Source organism: Streptomyces sp. NPDC050508 (assembly GCF_040655155.1).
Taxonomy (GTDB): domain Bacteria; phylum Actinomycetota; class Actinomycetes; order Streptomycetales; family Streptomycetaceae; genus Streptomyces.
This window is the reverse complement of sequence record NZ_JBFAJJ010000002.1, coordinates 613,179-632,190: the sequence shown is the minus strand read 5'-3', so window position 1 is coordinate 632,190 and position 19,012 is coordinate 613,179. Positions and strand designations below refer to the sequence as shown.

Annotated in this window: 15 protein-coding genes; 11 read left to right on the top strand and 4 right to left on the bottom strand. The window is 67.8% G+C overall.

The window, feature by feature from the left end:
* The first annotated feature begins 324 nt into the window (after positions 1-324).
* From AB0I69_RS08070 to AB0I69_RS08055, 4 genes are all read left to right on the top strand, one after another.
* A complete protein-coding gene (locus AB0I69_RS08070; protein ID WP_363094724.1) occupies positions 325-1,011 on the top strand; it encodes a PadR family transcriptional regulator in 687 nt (228 codons plus the stop codon).
* A 44-nt stretch (positions 1,012-1,055) separates the two neighbouring features.
* Positions 1,056-2,138, top strand: a complete 1,083-nt coding sequence (locus tag AB0I69_RS08065) for an inositol-3-phosphate synthase (RefSeq protein ID WP_200713261.1) — start codon at positions 1,056-1,058, stop codon at positions 2,136-2,138.
* A 77-nt stretch (positions 2,139-2,215) separates the two neighbouring features.
* Positions 2,216-3,493 (top strand): MFS transporter, encoded by a 1,278-nt coding sequence (locus AB0I69_RS08060; RefSeq protein ID WP_363094723.1) that lies wholly within the window; start codon positions 2,216-2,218, stop codon positions 3,491-3,493.
* A gap of 117 nt (positions 3,494-3,610) precedes the next feature.
* On the top strand, positions 3,611-4,174 hold the full coding sequence (locus AB0I69_RS08055) for a hypothetical protein (protein ID WP_363094722.1): 564 nt from the start codon (positions 3,611-3,613) through the stop codon (positions 4,172-4,174).
* A gap of 94 nt (positions 4,175-4,268) precedes the next feature.
* Here the strand turns inward: AB0I69_RS08055 and AB0I69_RS08050 are convergent, their stop codons facing one another.
* Complete coding sequence (locus tag AB0I69_RS08050; protein WP_363094721.1) at positions 4,269-5,735, bottom strand: CCA tRNA nucleotidyltransferase; 1,467 nt, start codon at positions 5,733-5,735, stop codon at positions 4,269-4,271.
* A gap of 258 nt (positions 5,736-5,993) precedes the next feature.
* On the opposite strand from AB0I69_RS08050, the gene AB0I69_RS08045 reads away from it, so the two are divergent.
* The 7 genes from AB0I69_RS08045 (at position 5,994) to trxA (ending at position 15,747) form a co-directional block, all read left to right on the top strand.
* Positions 5,994-8,396 (top strand): DUF6049 family protein, encoded by a 2,403-nt coding sequence (locus tag AB0I69_RS08045; protein ID WP_363094720.1) that lies wholly within the window; start codon positions 5,994-5,996, stop codon positions 8,394-8,396.
* A gap of 46 nt (positions 8,397-8,442) precedes the next feature.
* Positions 8,443-10,695, top strand: coding sequence for a murein biosynthesis integral membrane protein MurJ (gene murJ / locus AB0I69_RS08040; protein ID WP_363094719.1), 2,253 nt, complete (start codon positions 8,443-8,445; stop codon positions 10,693-10,695).
* Between the two features lie 118 nt (positions 10,696-10,813).
* Positions 10,814-12,529, top strand: a complete 1,716-nt coding sequence (locus AB0I69_RS08035) for a serine/threonine protein kinase (RefSeq protein ID WP_363094718.1) — start codon at positions 10,814-10,816, stop codon at positions 12,527-12,529.
* 27 nt (positions 12,530-12,556) lie between these two features.
* On the top strand, positions 12,557-13,282 hold the full coding sequence (gene sigM, locus AB0I69_RS08030; protein ID WP_363094717.1) for an RNA polymerase sigma factor SigM: 726 nt from the start codon (positions 12,557-12,559) through the stop codon (positions 13,280-13,282).
* Entirely contained in the window at positions 13,279-14,232 is a 954-nt protein-coding gene (locus tag AB0I69_RS08025; RefSeq protein ID WP_363094715.1) for a hypothetical protein, read from the top strand. The genes sigM and AB0I69_RS08025 overlap by 4 nt, the downstream gene beginning before the upstream one ends.
* A gap of 171 nt (positions 14,233-14,403) precedes the next feature.
* Entirely contained in the window at positions 14,404-15,372 is a 969-nt protein-coding gene (gene trxB, locus AB0I69_RS08020; protein WP_363094714.1) for a thioredoxin-disulfide reductase, read from the top strand.
* A 42-nt stretch (positions 15,373-15,414) separates the two neighbouring features.
* The gene (trxA, locus tag AB0I69_RS08015) at positions 15,415-15,747 is read left to right on the top strand and encodes a thioredoxin (protein ID WP_042163195.1); all 333 of its coding nucleotides are present in this window, start codon (positions 15,415-15,417) and stop codon (positions 15,745-15,747) included.
* Positions 15,748-15,810: 63 nt separating this feature from the next.
* On the opposite strand, the gene AB0I69_RS08010 is transcribed toward trxA, so the two are convergent.
* From AB0I69_RS08010 to AB0I69_RS08000, 3 genes are all read right to left on the bottom strand, one after another.
* Positions 15,811-16,428 (bottom strand): GNAT family N-acetyltransferase, encoded by a 618-nt coding sequence (locus AB0I69_RS08010; RefSeq protein ID WP_363094713.1) that lies wholly within the window; start codon positions 16,426-16,428, stop codon positions 15,811-15,813.
* 327 nt (positions 16,429-16,755) lie between these two features.
* A complete protein-coding gene (locus AB0I69_RS08005; protein ID WP_363094712.1) occupies positions 16,756-17,847 on the bottom strand; it encodes a ParB/RepB/Spo0J family partition protein in 1,092 nt (363 codons plus the stop codon).
* Positions 17,844-18,917 carry a ParA family protein gene (locus AB0I69_RS08000; RefSeq protein ID WP_078532690.1) on the bottom strand — a complete coding sequence of 358 codons (1,074 nt, stop codon included), beginning with the start codon at positions 18,915-18,917 and terminating at the stop codon, positions 17,844-17,846. Before AB0I69_RS08000 ends, AB0I69_RS08005 begins: the two co-directional genes overlap by 4 nt.
* Between the last annotated feature and the right edge of the window lie 95 nt (positions 18,918-19,012).

The following is a 19,012-nucleotide window of genomic DNA, read 5'->3' as shown; positions in this document are numbered from 1 at the left end:
CTGGTTTCCGGTCCCCCCGAAGTACGGATGTGGTCGGTTCTGCATTCATCCGTACTGCACCAGGGACGACGACGCCCCCACGCGTCACTTGGTTCCCGGTGGTGTGCATGCCGCACAGACTACGCACCGTCAAAACCTGCTTAGCCCCGAAGTTCACCCCAAATCAGGCAACTTGCTTCCAACGAATCAGTGATGTGACGCCGCTCACCATCTCCCCACTTGTCGCATCCGGAACGTCGTTCTATCGTCTGGATGTATCGAGTCGATACATCAGCTCGGCATAAAGACCGTCACGGCCGGACCACGGACAGGAAGGAGGCGACGATGAGCCGACGCTCCGGCATCCTTGAGTTCGCCATCCTCGGCCTGCTCCGCGAATCCCCGATGCACGGCTATGAGCTGCGCAAACGACTCAATACGTCATTGGGTGTGTTCCGTGCCTTCAGCTACGGGACGCTCTACCCCTGCCTCAAGACGCTGGTCGCCAACGGCTGGTTGATCGAGGAAACGGGGAACACCCCCGAGGACGCCCTCACCGCCACCCTCGCCGGACGTCGCGCCAAGATCGTCTACCGGTTGACGGCGGAAGGTAAGGAGCACTTCGAGGAACTGCTCTCGCAGACGGGGCCCGACGCGTACGAGGACGAACACTTCGCCGCTCGTTTCGCCTTCTTCGGGCAGACGTCACGCGACGTACGCATGCGCGTACTGGAGGGTCGCCGCAGCCGGCTGGAGGAGCGTCTGGAGAAGATGCGTTCCTCCCTGGCGCGGACCCGGGAGCGCCTCGACGACTACACGCTTGAGCTGCAGCGCCACGGAATGGAGTCCGTGGAGCGCGAAGTGCGCTGGCTGAACGAGCTCATCGAGAGCGAGCGAGCCGGACGGGACCTGAAGGGTCCCGCCTCCGGAGGCTCCGCTCAGCAGGACAGCACATCTGGGGAGTCGGGCGGCCTGCCCCGGCTCGGGGGCGCCACCCCCGGGCCGGATCCGTCCGACGAAACCACCACATGAGGTCCAGTCAGGGCCTCACCTCGCACACACAGGGAGCAACCGGAATGGGTTCGGTTCGCGTAGCCATCGTCGGCGTGGGCAACTGCGCCGCCTCACTGGTACAGGGCGTCGAGTACTACAAGGACGCCGATCCGGCGGCCAAGGTGCCCGGTCTGATGCACGTCCAGTTCGGCGACTACCACGTCGGTGACGTCGAGTTCGTCGCCGCGTTCGACGTCGACGCGAAGAAGGTCGGCCTCGACCTCTCCGACGCCATCGGTGCCAGTGAGAACAACACCATCAAGATCTGCGACGTCCCGAACAAGGGCGTCACGGTCCAGCGCGGTCACACCCTCGACGGCCTGGGCAAGTACTACCGCATGACGATCGAGGAGTCCGACGAGACCCCGGTCGACGTGGTCCAGATCCTCAAGGACAAGCAGGTCGACGTCCTGATCTGCTACCTGCCCGTCGGTTCCGAGGACGCGGCGAAGTTCTACGCCCAGTGCGCCATCGACGCCAAGGTCGCCTTCGTCAACGCCCTCCCGGTCTTCATCGCCGGCACCAAGGAGTGGGCGGACAAGTTCACCGAGGCCGGCGTCCCGATCGTCGGCGACGACATCAAGTCGCAGGTCGGCGCCACCATCACGCACCGTGTGATGGCGAAGCTGTTCGAGGACCGCGGTGTCCGCCTTGAGCGCACCATGCAGCTCAACGTCGGCGGCAACATGGACTTCAAGAACATGCTGGAGCGCGACCGCCTGGAGTCCAAGAAGATCTCGAAGACGCAGGCCGTCACCTCGCAGATCCCGGACCGCGACCTGGGCGAGAAGAACGTCCACATCGGCCCGTCGGACTACGTCCAGTGGCTCGACGACCGCAAGTGGGCCTACGTCCGCCTCGAAGGCCGCGCCTTCGGTGACGTCCCGCTGAACCTGGAGTACAAGCTGGAGGTCTGGGACTCCCCGAACTCCGCGGGTGTCATCATCGACGCCCTGCGCGCCGCGAAGATCGCCAAGGACCGCGGCATCGGCGGCCCGATCCTCTCCGCGTCGAGCTACTTCATGAAGTCCCCGCCGGTCCAGTACTTCGACGACGAGGCCTACGCCAACGTCGAGAAGTTCATCAAGGGCGAGGTCGAGCGCTAGGACCCGCCACCGGTTCGGTCGTCGAGGGTCCCTGGGCATTCCGCCCGGGGACCCTCCTCGTATGTGAGGCTGTGCCCATGGCCGTCGTCCGTGACCTGCGCATCCTCCTGCGCTTCCAGGGCTTCCGGCGCCTGCTCGCCGTACGGCTCCTCTCCCAGGGCGCGGACGGCGTCTACCAGGTCGCACTCGCCGCCTACGTCGTCTTCTCCCCGGAGAAACAGACCTCGGCCGCCGCAATCGCCTCCGCGATGGCGGTCCTGCTCCTCCCGTACTCCCTCATCGGCCCCTTCGCCGGCGTCCTCCTGGACCGCTGGCGCCGCCGTCAGGTCTTCCTGTACGGCAACCTGCTGCGCGCCCTGCTGGCGGCGGCTACGGCGGTCCTGATGCTGAGCCACGTCCCGGACTGGCTCTTCTACGTCTCCGCCCTGTGCGTCACCGCCGTCAACCGCTTCGTCCTCGCCGGCCTGTCCGCCGCGCTCCCGCGCGTGGTCGACGACGAACGGCTCGTCGTCGCCAACTCCCTTTCCCCGACGGCCGGAACACTGGCGGCGACCGCCGGCGGCGGCCTCGCCTTCGTCGTACGGCTGCTGGTCGCGGACACCGACGCCGCGGTGGTGCTGCTGGGATCCGCCCTGTATCTGTGCGCGGCCCTCACGTCGTTGCGCATCGCCCCCGAACTCCTCGGCCCCGACCGCGCGTTGACACAGTCCCGGTTGACAACGGCTCTCGCGGGCACCGCCCGGGACCTGACGGCAGCCGTGCGGCATCTCACCGCGCCACAGCGCCGGGAGGCGGTCTGGGCTCTCCTCGCGATGACGCTAATGCGCTTCTGCTACGGCGCCCTGACGGTCCTGCTGCTGATGCTCTGCAGATACGCCCTGTCGTCGACCCCGGACGACGGACTGCGCCTGCTGGGGCTGGCGTTGGGGGTGTCCGGCGCCGGCTTCTTCGTGGCGGCAGTGGTGACGCCCTGGGCCGCGGGACGGCTCGGTCCGGGTCGCTGGATCGCGGTGTGTGCCGCAGGCGCCGCGGTCCTGGTGCCGGCTCTCGGCCTCCCGTTCGCCACCGCCCCGATGCTGGCCGCGGCCTTCGTCCTGGGCCTGACCACTCAGGGCGCGAAGATCGCCACGGACACGATCGTGCAGTTCTCGGTCGACGACGGCTTCCGCGGCCGGATCTTCTCCGTCTACGACGTCCTGTTCAATGTCGCTTTTGTCGGCGCGGCAGCAATGGCCGCGCTGATGCTTCCCCCTGACGGCCGCTCAGCGGTCCTGGTGATCACGGTGGCCGTCGTCTACGGAGCGGTTGCTGGAGCTATGGCCCAATTTGAGCGTCGGAAAGTGTCACATCAATGACACGGAGCCGCTCTGGGCCACAGCAGTGTCAGTAGGGGCCGGTAGCTTACGTCCGTCTTATTTCGCGCCATGCCACGTCATCCCGTGTCATGCAGCCACCGTTCCAGGGGGACCCAAGTGACTACACCGCCGCCTCAGAGCCCGAACCCATACGCACAGGGCCAGCAGCCCTACGGCCAGCCTCAGTCGCAAGCGCCGTATCCGCCCCAGGCTCAGGCGCCGTATCCGCCTCAGGCTCAGGCGCCGTACCCGCCCCAGGGTGGCTACCCGCAGCAGCCCGGCCAGCCCGGTTTCCCGCCTCAGGGTGCGGCGCCGTACGCTCCGGTCCCGCCGCAGCCGAAGCGTAAGTTCAGCCCCAAGATGATCCGGTTCGCCGTCATCGCCGTCATCGCTGTCGGGGCGGCCATCTTCAGCTACATATCCGGGCAGCACGACCCCGAGACGGCCAAGGTCGGCGACTGCATGCACCGTGGCAGCACAAGCGACACCAATCCGGATCTCAAGGTCGTGAAGTGCAGCGACTCGAAGGCCCAGTTCGTCGTGCTGGCCAAGATCAGTGGCAACTACTCCCGGACCGAGGCCGACGCCAAGTGCTCGACGGCCGCGAAGGACTTCCAGTACTCGTACACCCAGACCGGTAAGGGCGACTTCCTGCTCTGCCTGAAGGACTACTCGAAGTAGGCAGATACGGCGAGGGGCGGTGTTTCACGTGAAACACCGCCCCTGTGCTGTCCGGGGTCATGTTTCACGTGAAACATGACCCCGTTTCACGGCCTCAACCTTCCGAGGCCCACCACTCCTTGAGCGCGGCCACGGCCGCGTCATGGTCCATCGGGCCGTTCTCCAGCCGCAGTTCCAACAGGAACTTGTAGGCGCGGCCGATGACCGGCCCCGGCGTGACACCCAGAATCTCCATGATCTGGTTGCCGTCGAGGTCGGGCCGGATGGAGTCCAGCTCCTCCCGCTCCTGCAGTTGAGTGATGCGCTCTTCCAGACCGTCGTACGCCCGGGACAGAGCGGCAGCCCTGCGCTTGTTCCGTGTGGTGCAGTCCGAACGGGTCAGCTTGTGGAGGCGGTCGAGGAGCGGACCGGCGTCACGGACGTAGCGGCGGACGGCCGAGTCGGTCCACTCGCCGGTGCCGTAGCCGTGGAAACGCAGGTGGAGTTCGACGAGACGTGAGACGTCCTTCACCAGGTCGTTGGAGTACTTGAGCGCCAGCATGCGCTTCTTGGTCATCTTCGCGCCGACCACCTCGTGGTGGTGGAACGAGACCCGGCCGTCATTCTCGAAACGTCGGGTGCGTGGCTTGCCGATGTCGTGCAGAAGGGCGGCCAGTCGGAGGACGAGGTCGGGCCCGTTCTCCTCCAGTTCGATCGCCTGCTCCAGAACGATCAGCGTGTGCTCGTAGACGTCCTTGTGCCGGTGGTGCTCGTCGCTCTCCAGGCGCAGGGCGGGAAGCTCGGGCAGGACGTGGTCGGCGAGTCCGGTATCGACCAGCAGGGTCAGTCCCTTGCGGGGGTTCGCGGAGAGGATCAGCTTGTTCAGCTCGTCCCGTACCCGCTCGGCCGAGACGATCTCGATCCGTCCGGACATCTCCTTCATCGCCGTGACGACCTCGGGAGCGACCTCGAAGTCGAGCTGTGCGGCGAAGCGTGCCGCTCGCATCATCCGCAGGGGATCGTCGGAGAAGGACGCCTCAGGAGTGCCCGGGGTACGCAGCACCCGGGCCGCGAGGTCGTCGAGGCCTCCGTGCGGATCGATGAACTCCTTCTCCGGGAGCGCGACAGCCATCGCGTTCACCGTGAAGTCACGCCGGACGAGGTCCTCCTCGATGGAGTCGCCGTACGACACCTCGGGTTTGCGCGAGGTCCGGTCGTACGCCTCCGAACGGTAGGTGGTCACCTCGATCTGAAAACGTCGGTCCACATCTCCGACGCGGGCGTCCTTCTGCACCCCCACCGTGCCGAAGGCGATCCCGACCTCCCATACGGCGTCCGCCCACGGCCGGACGATCTTCAGTACGTCCTCGGGCCGCGCGTCCGTCGTGAAGTCCAGGTCGTTGCCGAGCCGGCCGAGCAGCGCGTCCCGGACCGAGCCGCCGACCAGGGCGAGAGAGAACCCGGCCTCCTGGAAACGGCGGGCGAGGTCGTCGGCGACGGGAGCCACCCGCAGCAACTCGCTCACCGCGCGGTGCTGCACCTGGCTCAGGGCACTGAGGTTGTCTTCGTTGGCGTTCGGCACAACAGAAAAGGGTACGTGGCCCGGGCGACCGCGGGCGCCTCCATTAAACGTGCACGGACAGATCCCCCTATACCAGCACAAGCTCTGCGCTTGCGACGTAGCCGATCTCTCCTCTTTATACGGGCGCATACAGGGTGGTCCGGCACGGTTCTCCGATCTTGTGGAGCAGTCCGCGGCACTTCCCCTCAGCGCGCATCGTTACCATGCGTGGACGCACATTGCGACGACCACTGACAATGACGAGGGACGGGCGAGCGCGTGGCCGAGGCGGCAGACTTCCAGGGGATGACTCCCTCACCTGCCCGCCGGTGGCTGCGGCGCACCGGCGCACTGCTCGCCGGGGCGCCTCTGCTGGCCGGCCTCCTCCAGATGTCCGCCGCCGCGCCCGCCGGTGCGGCCGAGCAGACGTCCGCGCAGGCCGCCTCCGGCTCGCAGACGGTGTCCGTCTCCGTGGACACCCTCAGCCCCAGCATCCCCACGGACGGGGACACGCTGACCATCTCCGGGACGGTGACCAACAACGGCAAGCAGACGGTCACCGACGCCCATGTGGGCCTGTTCCTGGGACAGCCGCTGAGCACTCGCTCCGCGATCGACAGCGTCGCCAAGCGCACCGACTACGTCCAGGGCGTCGACGGCTCGGAGGTCGGCGACAAGTACACCGAGAAGTTCTCCAAGCTCACTCCGGGCGTCGCCGAGCCCTTCACCCTCTCCGTGCCGGTCGACAAGCTGGACCTCGGTGACGATGGCGTCTACCCGCTCGGTGTGTCTCTCTCCGGCGAGACCTCCGCGCAGCCGTGGGAGCAGGTGCTGGGCATCCAGCGGACGTTCCTGCCGTGGCAACCCGACGAGGCCGACACGAAGACGAAGACGACGTATCTGTGGCCGCTCGTCTCCGACGTCCACATGACGGCACAGACGGGTTCCAACGAACAGCAGACGCCGGTCTTCCTCAACGACGACCTCGCCAAGGAGATCTCCCCCGGCGGGCGCCTCGACCAGATGCTGTCGCTGGGCAGGGATCTCGACGTCACATGGGTGATCGACCCGGATCTGCTGGCCTCTGTCGACGCGATGACCCGCAGCTACAAGATCCAGGGTGCCGGCGACACCACCACGACCGGCACCCACCAGGCGGTCGCCAAGGCGTGGCTGGCCGAGCTGCAGACGGCGGTGGCGGACAAGGAGGTCGTCGCCCTCCCCTTCGCCGACCCGGACCTGGCGTCCCTCGCCCACAACGGCACCAGCGTCACCGGCTCGCTGAGCCACCTCAAGGACGCCACTGACGTCGCCGCCAGCACCGTGGAGACGGTGCTTCACGTGACACCGACCACCGACTTCGCGTGGCCGGTGAACGGCGCCGTGGACCCGTCGATCATCAAGGTCGCCACCTCGGCCGGCGCCGACAAGGTGATCGCCCGCAGCGACAGCCTCCAGGAGACCGGCGGCCTGCCGTACACGCCCTCCGCCGCCCGCCCCATCGGCGGCGGTACGACGGCGGTGGTCGCGGACTCACGGCTCTCGACCGCGTTCGAGGGGGATCTGACGAAGGCCGGGGCGGCCACGCTCGCCGAGCAGCAGTTCCTCGCGCAGAGCCTGGCGCTCGACCTGCAGACCGACAAGCAACGCAGCATCGTCGTCGCCCCGCAGCGCATGCCGACCGGGAGCCAGGCCCAGGCGATGGCGGAGGCGCTGACGTCCCTTCAGGGCAGCACCTGGACCGAGTCGCAGGAACTCACCACGGCGGCCAAGGCCAAGCCGGACCCGGGCGCCACCACGAAGGTCCCGTCGTCCTCCAGGTACCCCTCCTCGCTGCGCAAGCAGGAGCTGCCGAGGTCGGCCTTCGAGGAGATCGCGACCACCCAGGACAAGCTCGACAACTTCCGGGTGATCCTCACCGACGAGTCCCGTGTGGTGACCCCCTTCGGGCGGGCCATGAACCGCGGGATGTCCACGTCGTGGCGCGGACGGGCGGGTGAGGCGGAGAACTTCCGCCAGGGCGTGCTGGGTTATCTCGAAGACCTCACGGACCAGGTCAAGCTGATCGACAAGTCCGAGACGAAGCTCTCGGGCCGTAGCGCCACGATCCCTGTGACCGTGCAGAACAACCTGGTGCAGGGCGTCGACCACCTGGTCCTGCGCCTCACCTCGACGAGCCCCACACGCCTCAAGATCGGCGGCGAGGCCTACACGGAGCAGCGGGTCACGGTCAACGGCGGCCACAGCCAGTCCGTGAAGTTCACCACGTCGGCCAACGCCAACGGCAAGGTGCAGGTGGTCGCCCAGCTGTACACGGAGGACGGCCAGCAGTACGGGCAGGCCGTCAAGTTCGACGTGAAGGTCACCGAGGTCACCGCCACGGTGATGCTGGTCATCGGCGGCGGCGTCCTGCTGCTCGTCCTCGCCGGCTTCCGGATGTACACGCACCGCAAGCGCGCCGCCGCCCGCCAGGCCGAGGAGAAGGGTCCCGACGGACCCGACGACGAGGCGGACGAATCAGCCGACGGCCCGGAGAACCCCGAGGGCCCCCAAGACCGTCTCAAGGAGGAGTCCGACACTCCGTCCCGGGCAGACGACCCGGAGCACCCGAGTGACCCGACACCGGACACCGCACCGGAAAGCGCCGACCCGTCCGGCACGGGTGAGAGAGTGGACCGTTGAGCGATGTCGTGGCCGGTGGGCCCGGGGACGATGAGGTGGGGTAACCATGAACGCGCCGTACGACGGTGACCGCGGTCAGGGCGCGGGCAACTCGGGCCACCCCGAGGGTCCGCCGCCCGAACACGGCCAGGTGCCGCCGCAGCCTCCCGCGGACATGTACCTCCAGGACGCCTACGACCAGGACCCCTACCGGGCGCAGGACCTCTCCGCCCAGGACCCGGTCGCCGAGGCGCTCTACGACCGCGCCGCACACCCTCCGCCGCCTCCGGGCACGTACCAGCCGCAGCCCCCGCTCTACGCGCAGCCGCCCCAGTCGCCGTACGCCCCCGACCCCCGTGTGTGGGCGCAGACCCCCGCGCCGGAGCCGGAGGGCCCGACCCAGTACCTGCCGTACGGCGACGACGCCCGGACGACCCAGTTCGTGGGCGTGGACGACCTGGTGACAGGGGCCGGCGAGGAGCACCACGAGCCGGACGCCTTCGCTCACCTCTTCCGCGACCAGGGCCAGGGCGGCGGACGCCCGCCGATGGAGTACCCGGCGGTACCCGGCCCGTCCCCGGCACCGCCCTCGGGCCAGGCACCCACCCCGCCCTCCCCGGCACCGATGTCCGACGCCACGATGCAGCTCACTCCTACGGCACCGGCGCCCACGGCCGCTCCCCAGAAGAGCGGGAAGGCCACCGGCCTGCTGAAGTCGAGTGCCGTGATGGCAGCGGGCACGATGGTCTCCCGTCTGACCGGCTTCGTCCGCTCCGCGCTGATCGTCGCGGCGCTGGGTGTCGGCATGCTCGGCGACACCTTCCAGGTCGCCTACCAGTTGCCGACGATGATCTACATCCTGACTGTGGGCGGTGGCCTCAACTCCGTCTTCGTGCCGCAGCTCGTGCGCGCCATGAAGGAGGACGACGACGGCGGTGAGGCGTTCGCCAACCGGCTGCTGACCCTCGTCATGGTGGCGTTGGGCGCGCTCACCGCGCTCGCGGTCTTCGCGGCACCCCTCCTGATCCGTCTGTTGTCCGACTCGGTGGCCAACGACCCAGCGGCCAACGAGGTGGGTGTCACCTTCGTCCGCTACTTCCTGCCCTCGATCTTCTTCATGGGCGTCCACGTCGTGATGGGCCAGATCCTGAACGCGCGCGGCAAGTTCGGCGCCATGATGTGGACCCCGGTCCTCAACAACATCGTCATCATCGTGACGCTCGGCATGTTCATCTGGGTGTACGGCACCTCCGCGAACTCCGGCATGAAGGTCACGAACATCCCGCCGGAGGGCCAGCGGCTGCTCGGCATCGGTGTGCTGCTCGGCCTGGTCGTCCAATCGCTCGCGATGATCCCGTATCTGCGGGAGACCGGGTTCCGGCTGCGGTTGCGCTTCGACTGGCGGGGACACGGTCTCGGCAAGGCCGCGACACTCGCCAAGTGGACCGTCCTCTTCGTCCTCGCCAACCAGGCCGGCGCGATCGTCGTGTCCCAGCTGTCCACCGCTGCGGGCAAGTCCTCGCCCGTCGACGGCACCGGCTTCGCCGCCTACGCCAACGCACAGCTCATCTGGGGCCTGCCACAGGCGATCATCACCGTCTCCCTGATGGCCGCGCTGCTGCCGCGCATCTCGCGCTCGGCGGCGGAGGGCGACGGAGGTGCTGTCCGCGACGACATCTCCCAGGGGCTGCGCACGACCGCTGTGGCGATCGTGCCGATCGCCTTCGGCCTCCTCTCGCTCGGCATCCCGATGTGCACTCTGATCTTCGGCTCCTCGGGGACCAGCGAGGCCACCAACATGGGCTTCATGCTGATGGCCTTCGCCCTCGGCCTGATCCCGTACTCGGTGCAGTACGTCGTCCTGCGCGCCTTCTACGCGTACGAGGACACCCGAACTCCCTTCTACAACACGGTCATCGTGGCCGCCGTCAACGCCGGCGCCTCACTGGCCTGCTACTTCGTCCTCCCGGCCCGCTGGGCCGTGGTGGGCATGGCGGCCTCGTACGGCCTCGCGTACGCGACTGGTGTCGGTGTCGCCTGGAACCGGCTGCGCAAGCGGCTGAACGGCGACCTGGACGGCGCTCGCGTGCTGCGGACGTACGCTCGACTCAGCATCGCCTCCGTGCCGGCCGCACTGCTCAGTGGTGCGGCTTGCTACGGGATCGGTCATACGCTCGGGCAGGGGGTCGTCGGCTCGTTCGCCGCCCTCCTGGTAGGTGGTGCCGTACTGCTCGGAATCTTCTACGTCGCCGCCCGCCGCATGCGCATCGAGGAGCTCAACTCCCTCGTCGGCATGGTGCGCGGGCGCTTGGGGCGCTGAGGCAGGGGCACACGCACAACCATCGTCCGCCGCTGTGTGTCGTGCATAGCGGCAGACTGTGGGCACAATTGGTTTCGGCGTCGGACAGCGTGCAACGGATGGGGAGGCAGGAGCGACGGTGGCGGAACGGAGCACGGCTGCCGTCGACGTGGCAGACAACAGCGGCGACGAGCCGCTGACCGCCAAGGCGGACCAGTCCACGGCCGACGGGGTGGCCCAGAACCCGGAGCGGGACACGGAGAGCGACGAGGTACAGGGGAGCGGCGGGATCGAGGAAACCGAGAAGACCTCACCTCCCGAACTGCACAGTGGTCACAAGCTCGCCAGACGCTATCGCCTCGAAGAGTGCGTCACCCGTCTGGACGGCTTCAGCAGTTGGCGCGCGGTGGACGAGAAGCTGCGGCGTGCCGTCGGCGTGCACATCCTGCCCGCGGACCATGCGAGGGCCCGCTCCGTGCTGGCCGCGGCCCGTTCCTCGGCACTGCTGGGTGATCCCCGTTTCGTGCAGGTCCTGGACGCCGTGGAGGAGAACGACCTCGTCTACGTCGTGCACGAATGGCTGCCCGACGCCACGGAACTGACGACGCTTCTGGCTCCCGGCCCGCTGGAGGCGCACGACGCCTACCAGATGGTCAGTCAGATCGCCTCGGCGATGGCCGCCGCGCACCGCGAGGGCCTCGCTCATCTGCGCCTGAACCCGAACGCCGTGCTGCGCACCTCGTCCGGCCAGTGGCGCATCCGTGGTCTGGCCGTCAACGCCGCGCTGCGCGGCATCAGTTCGGACACCCCGCAGCGCACGGACACGGAAGCGATCGGCGCACTGCTGTACGCGGCGCTCACCCAGCGCTGGCCGTACGAGAGCGACGCCTACGGCCTGTCCGGGCTGCCCAAGGGCGTCGGTCTCATCGCCCCCGACCAGGTGCGCGCCGGTGTCCACCGCGGTCTGTCGGAGCTCGCCATGCGCGCGCTCGCCAACGACGGTGCCACGGCCTCACGGCACGAAGCGGCGTGCACCACCCCCGAGGAGTTGGTGAAGGCGATCGGTGAGATGCCCCGCATCCGCCCGCCCGAGCCCGCGTTCACCGCACCACCCGAGTACCAGCGCACGACCTACCAACAGGGCACGTACGGCCGCCCGGCGCCGCGTCCCGGTGCCGGCCAGGCAGTGCCGACCCCGCCGCCCCCGCTGCAGAGCCGCACCGGCAAGGCCCTCAAGTGGGCCGTGTCCGCACTGCTGATCGCCGCGCTGGGCCTGGGCAGCTGGCAGCTCGCGGACGCGCTCATGGACCAGGGCAACAAGTCCGAGGACACGAAGCAGACGCAGACCACGGACGGGAACGACAAGAGCGGCGACAAGACCAAGCCGGTCAAGACGCTCGCGATTCAGGGCGCCAAGGAATTCGTGGCGAAGGGCGACCCCCAGCATCCCAACGACGTCGACAAGACGTACGACGGGGACGCGTCGACGTACTGGCGGACCTCCAGCTTCATAGGGGGCCCGGTGCTCGCGCCGTACAAGCCGGGCGTGGGCATCGTCTACGACCTCGGTTCGGCCCAGGACGTCTCCACTGCGACCATAGGGCTCTACTACAGCGGCGATCACACGACGGTGAAGCTCTACGCGGCCGACTCGCTGTCCCCCTCCTCGCTGGACTCCATGGCGCAGATCGGCAACGTCACGACAACCGGGACCAGTGCGACGGTCAAGGTCACCAAGCAGGTGAAGAGCCGGTACGTTCTTGTCTGGCTCACCGCTCTGCCGCACGCGGACAGTGACCAGTACAGCGACGCCGGCTACAAGCAGGCCATCACCGACGTGAAGTTCACGGGCTGACGTCTCACCGGAGGGGGAGGGGGTCCGATGGCGGAAGGCGCCGGATACGACGGAACGAGCGATCAGGATCTGCTCGCCCGCCATGTTGAAGGTGACCCGGAAGCCTTCGGTGAGCTCGTACGGCGGCACCGGGACCGGCTCTGGGCCGTGGCCCTGCGCACGCTGGGAGACCGCGAGGAGGCCGCTGACGCGGTCCAGGACGCCCTCGTCTCCGCCTACCGGGCCGCCCACACCTTCCGCGGCCAGTCGGCCGTCACGACATGGCTGCACCGGATCACGGTGAACGCCTGCCTGGACCGCGCCCGCAAGGCGGCCTCCAGGAAAACGTCTCCGGTCGACGACACCGAGCGCCTGGAACAACTCCTGGAGCCGCACGAATCGGCCTCGGCTCCCGCGGAGCGCAACGACCTGCACCGCCAACTGCTGGAAGCCCTGGGCACCCTCCCGGTCGACCAGCGCGCCGCCCTCGTCCTCGTGGACATGCAGGGCTATCCCGTCGCAGAGGCCGCCCGCATGCTCGACGTGCCGACCGGCACGGTGAAGAGCCGCTGCGCCCGCGGAAGAGCCAGACTGCTGCCACTCCTCACCCATCTACGGCCGGAAAGAGCCGCTGACGGCGAGGAACCGGGCCCGCGACGGAACCGGGCGCAGGGGACATCCGTCCCACCGGCAGCGGGACCCCACGACTCAGGTCCCAAGGATGCAGGGCCGAGCGATTCAGCTGCTGTGAAGGGCGGAGGTGGGCGAGCGTGACATCCACGACAGACACGACCGAGCACCCGGACGTCGCGGAGATCTCCGACCTCACCGAGGGCCTCCTCACGCCGTCCAGGACGGCTGAGGTACGACGGCATCTGGACGAGTGCGAACTCTGTGCGGATGTCCACGAGTCGCTGGAGGAAATCCGGGGCCTGCTGGGGACACTGCCCGGCCCACAGCGGATGCCCGCCGAGATCGCCGGCCGTATCGACGCAGCCCTCGCCGCAGAGGCCCTGTTGGGTGCCACCGCCCCCGAGTCCCTGGCCGCGCCGACATTGGTGAGCGCGTCCCGATCCACGTCGAGCGGGGACGGCGAGGACACCGAGGCGCATGTTTCACGTGAAACATCGTCTGCGGCGGTCCGTCCAGCAGGACATGCGCACGCCGCGACCGGACCCGGCCGCAAGGACCGGAATCGTGGCGGACGCCGCGGGAGGATCGTTCTGGGAGCCGTGTTCACCGCGGCCGTTCTAGGAGCCGGCTCTCTGTTCCTCCAGTCGCTGGGCGACCACAAGTCATCCGACGCGGCTCAGGGAAACCCGACCAGCTCCGCAGACAGCTTCTCCAAGGGGAAGCTGGAGAGCCAGGTCTCGGACCTCCTCTCCGCCAAGACGTCCGCGAGTCGGGGCGCCGGCAGCATGAAGCCCTGGAACGTCGAATCCGCGCCCCCCGGCACGGAGTCTTCCACCAAGACGCCCAGGACCCTGATCGAGCCTTCCCGTTCCCTCCCGGACTGCATCCGGCAGGGCATCAACCGTGGCAACGAGGATGTCCTCGGCTCCAAGAAGGGCACGTACCACGGGACCGCCGCCTATCTCGTGGTGCTGCCCAACGCTTCCGACAACAGCCGAGTCACGGCTTACGTCGTCGACGCGGCTTGCGTGAGCCAGCAGACGTCCACCCCTGGCAAGGTCCTTCTGACGCGGTCGTACCCACTTTCCTGACTGCGGACGTCTCTTCGCCGACCGGCGTGGTATCTCCCTCCTATGCGCTGTCTCCGTGTGCCCGGACACACCGGGAATGCGGGCCCCGTAGGATCCGTTGGGTGGGGTGAGAGCTCTGAGAGGGGCTCACACCGGTCGTACTGACGCAGTCCAGAGACGAGGAACCAAGCCGTGAGCGACGTCCGAAACGTGATCATCATCGGCTCCGGGCCCGCCGGCTACACGGCGGCGCTCTACACCGCGCGCGCGTCGCTGAAGCCGCTGGTGTTCGAGGGCGCCGTCACCGCTGGTGGCGCGCTGATGAACACCACCGAGGTCGAGAACTTCCCGGGCTTCCAGGACGGCATCATGGGCCCCGAGCTCATGGACAACATGCGCGCCCAGGCCGAGCGCTTCGGCGCCGAGCTGATCCCGGACGATGTGGTCTCCGTCGACCTGACCGGTGAGATCAAGACCGTCACGGACACCTCGGGCACCGTGCACAAGGCGAAGGCCGTCATCGTCACCACCGGCTCGCAGCACCGCAAGCTGGGCCTGCCGAACGAGGACGCCCTCTCCGGCCGGGGTGTCTCCTGGTGTGCCACCTGTGACGGCTTCTTCTTCAAGGACCAGGACATCGCCGTCATCGGCGGCGGCGACACGGCGATGGAGGAGGCGACCTTCCTCTCCCGCTTCGCCGAGTCCGTGACCATCGTCCACCGCCGGGACAGCCTGCGTGCCTCGAAGGCCATGCAGGAGCGTGCCTTCGCCGACCCGAAGATCAAGTTCGTCTGGGACAGCGAGATCGCCGAGATCGAGGGCGACCCGAAGCTCGCCGGTTTGAAGCTGCGCAACCTGAAGACCGGGGAGCTCTCGGACCTCCCGGTGACGGGTCTGTTCATCGCGATCGGCCACGACCCTCGCACGGAGCTCTTCAAGGGCCAGCTGGAGCTGGACGGAGAGGGCTACCTGAAGGTCGAGGCACCTTCGACCCGGACCAACCTGACCGGTGTCTTCGGCGCCGGTGACGTCGTCGACCACACCTACCGCCAGGCGATCACCGCCGCCGGTACCGGCTGCTCCGCGGCTCTGGACGCCGAGCGTTTCCTCTCCGCCCTCGCGGACGAGGAGAAGGCAGAGCCCGCTAAGACCACCGTCTGACCCCCATCCGCCCCACCGCACGACCAAGTTAAGGAGCCCGCCGTGGCCGGCACTCTGAAGAATGTGACCGACGATTCCTTCGACGAGGACGTCCTCAAGAACGACAAGCCCGTCCTGGTGGACTTCTGGGCCGCCTGGTGCGGTCCGTGCCGCCAGATCGCTCCGTCCCTTGAGGCCATCGCCGCCGAGTACGGCGACAAGATCGAGGTCGTCAAGCTCAACATCGACGAGAACCCGGGTACGGCCGCCAAGTACGGCGTCATGTCCATCCCGACCCTGAACGTCTACCAGGGTGGCGAGGTCGCCAAGACCATCGTCGGTGCGAAGCCGAAGGCCGCGATCGTTCGCGACCTTGAGGACTTCATCGCCGAGTGATGTTTCACGTGAAACACGAATGGGCCGACTCCCCGGAGTCGGCCCATTCACTTTGGCGTGGTCCTAGAGCGGCCGCAGCGCTGGTTCCTTCTGTACGGCCCCCAGCAGCCGGTCGAGCGCCAGCTCCACGTCTTCCTTCCAGGAGAGCGTCGTACGCAGCTCCAGCCGCAGTCGGGGATAGGTGGGGTGCGGGCGGACCGTCTTGAAGCCCACGGCGAGTAGATGGTCGGCAGGTAGTACGCAGGCAGGCTCTTTCCCATGGGCATCACCGAAGGCCTCGATCGCCTTGAAGCCCCGCCGCAGCAGATCCTTGGCGACTGTCTGGACCATGACCCGTCCCAGTCCCTGCCCCTGGTAGCCCGGCATGATGAACGCCGTCATCAACTGCACGGCATCCGGTGAGATCGGGCTCGTGGGAAACGCCGTGGAGCGGGGCACGTAGGCAGGGGGCGCGTAGAGCACGAAACCCACCGGCACATCATCGACGTAGACGACTCGTCCGCACGAGCCCCAGTCGAGCAGGACGGCGGAGATCCACGCTTCCTTCTCCAAGGCCGACGTGCCCGCTTTTACCGCGGCTTGGCCGCTGACGGGGTCCAGCTCCCAGAAGACGCACGACCGACAGGGCTTGGGAATGTCCGGGAGGTTGTCCAGCGTGAGCGGTACGAGCCGACGCCCCATGAAGGCTGATCCTCGCTTCCTTCGCCCGCAGCGTCACGGGCGGCTGTCAGAGCGCTGCGTTCCCTGAGCAGACTGCCGACGAACCCGCCGACCGCCCCCAGGCCCAGACCCGCGCTCACCAGTCCGGTGCGGCTCACCGTTCGCATGGCCCCCGCCTCCCCTAAGAGGTGCTGCCAGGTGGATGCGCCATACCCAAATGCATCGTATCCACGATGCGATTGCATCGATACCGACAGAAAGCAAAGAGCGGGCCGCGTTCCGGTACACACCGGACACGGCCCGCTCTGCTGGTCGGATGAACAGAACCCATGCCGTCGGCAGGACGGGTCAGGCCTCGTCCTCCGCGTCGTCGTCCAGCAGACTCCGCTGCAGGACCGGCCCCTCACCCGGAGCCAGCGAACCGAGGATCCGCTCAAGGTCCTCCATCGAGGCGAACTCGACAGTGATCTTCCCCTTCTTCTGGCCCAGGTCGACCTTCACCCGGGTCTCGAAGCGATCCGAGAGACGCGTGGCGAGATCGGACAGCGCCGGGGAGACCAGGGCGCCGGCCCGCGGTCCCTTGGAGCGCTGAGCCGTCTGGGGCCGCGAATCCATCAGGTGCACAATCTCCTCGACGGCCCGCACCGAGAGCCCCTCGGCCACGATCCGGTGGGCCAGCCGCTCCTGCTCCTCCGAGTCGTCGACGGAGAGCAGCGCCCGGGCATGACCGGCGGAGAGGACTCCGGCGGCGACACGGCGCTGGACCGACGGCGAGAGCTTCAGCAGACGCAGGGTGTTGGAGACCTGCGGACGCGAACGTCCGATGCGGTCCGCCAGCTGGTCGTGCGTGCAGTTGAAGTCCTTGAGCAACTGGTCGTAGGCGGCTGCCTCTTCAAGCGGGTTCAGCTGGGCGCGGTGCAGGTTCTCCAGCAGGGCGTCCAGGAGAAGCTTCTCGTCGTCCGTGGCCCGCACGATCGCCGGGATTGCCTCCAGGCCGGCCTCACGGCAGGCCCGCCAGCGCCGCTCGCCCATGATGAGCTCGTAGCTCGTCGGCCCGATCTGCCGTACGACGACGGGCTGGAGGAGGCCGACCTCCTTGATGGAGGTGACGAGCTCTTGCAGCGCGTCCTCGTCGAAGACCTCACGCGGCTGACGTGAGTTCGGCGTGATGGAGTCGAGAGGCAGCTCGGCGAAGTGGGCACCGATGGGAGGCGCGAAGGTCTCCACGGCGCCGTTCGACGACGGCTCCTCCATGTCGTAGGAAACCGGCGGCAGCGTGGTCACCTTCGCTGCGGCCACTCCCCGGTCGCCGGTGATGACCGGAACAGCCGTCGGGGACGCGGAGCCCATGGCGGCCGGAGCCACCGTCTTCTCCCCGGTCGGGGCTGCGGGGATCAGTGCGCCGAGCCCACGGCCCAAACCCCTCCGTCGCTCACTCACTGGATACCCTCCACCATGCTCTGGTCGCTCTGAGCGCCGATGTGCGCATGCGGTGCGTCGTAGCTGACGCCCACACCCTTCAGCGCGATTTCCCTTGCTGCTTCAAAGTAGGAGAGGGCACCGCTCGATCCGGGATCGTAGGTCAGTACCGTCTGCCCATAACTCGGTGCCTCGGAGATACGGACTGAGCGGGGAATGCTCGTCCGCAGTACCTCGTCACCGAAGTGGCTGCGCACCTCGTCCGCGACCTGGGACGCGAGACGCGTCCGGCCGTCGTACATGGTGAGCAGGATGGTCGACACATGCAGGTTGGGGTTGAGGTGCCCCCGCACCAGGTCGACGTTGCGGAGCAGTTGTCCGAGTCCCTCCAGTGCGTAGTACTCGCACTGGATCGGGATCAGAACCTCCGCACCGGCGACCAACGCATTGACCGTCAGCAGGCCGAGCGAGGGCGGACAGTCGATGAGGATGTAGTCCAGCGGCTGCTCGTAGGCCTGAATCGCCCGCTGCAGTCTGCTCTCACGCGCCACCAGGGATACCAGCTCGATCTCCGCACCGGCGAGATCGATCGTGGCGGGGGCGCAGAAGAGACCCTCGACGTCGGGGACCGGCTGCACGACCTCGGAGAGAGGCCTGCTGTCGACCAACACGTCATAGATGGAGGGAACTTCCGCGTGGTGGTCGATCCCCAGTGCCGTGGACGCGTTGCCCTGTGGGTCAAGGTCGACCACCAGAACACGGGCACCGTGCAGTGCCAGCGAAGCGGCAAGATTGACGGTCGTCGTCGTCTTGCCCACCCCGCCCTTCTGGTTGGCCACGACCATGATTCGGGTCTGCTCGGGACGCGGCAGACCCTCGCCGGCACGCCCCAGAGCTTCTACAGCCAGTTGGGCAGCACGACCGATGGGAGTGTCGTCCATAGGGGGCGGTGTTTCACGTGAAACATCCTCCCCCATCGACTCGGTACGGGGACCGGGGACCGGATCGGTCATCGGTCCCGCGATGTTGGCGTCGGACCGCAAGGATTCACTCTCCTCGACTTCAGGCTCGCAATGAACAGAGCCTCCCATGTCTTCAGGGTCGTGAACCAGTGAGGCCTGTTGTTCTGTGGAGAATTCCACCTCTGTGGACAACTCCGTGCCCTCTCCGAGTGATCCGAGAGGCT

Excerpts from the sequence above, each read along its gene's own strand:
- AB0I69_RS08070 (WP_363094724.1), top strand. The coding sequence starts at position 325 with ATGAGCCGACGCTCCGGCATCCTTGAGTTCGCCATCCTCGGCCTGCTC.
- AB0I69_RS08065 (WP_200713261.1), top strand. The coding sequence starts at position 1,056 with ATGGGTTCGGTTCGCGTAGCCATCGTCGGCGTGGGCAACTGCGCCGCC.
- AB0I69_RS08060 (WP_363094723.1), top strand. The coding sequence starts at position 2,216 with ATGGCCGTCGTCCGTGACCTGCGCATCCTCCTGCGCTTCCAGGGCTTC.
- murJ (WP_363094719.1), top strand. The coding sequence starts at position 8,443 with ATGAACGCGCCGTACGACGGTGACCGCGGTCAGGGCGCGGGCAACTCG.
- sigM (WP_363094717.1), top strand. The coding sequence starts at position 12,557 with ATGGCGGAAGGCGCCGGATACGACGGAACGAGCGATCAGGATCTGCTC.
- AB0I69_RS08010 (WP_363094713.1), bottom strand. The coding sequence starts at position 16,428 with ATGGGGCGTCGGCTCGTACCGCTCACGCTGGACAACCTCCCGGACATT.
- AB0I69_RS08000 (WP_078532690.1), bottom strand. The coding sequence starts at position 18,917 with ATGGGAGGCTCTGTTCATTGCGAGCCTGAAGTCGAGGAGAGTGAATCC.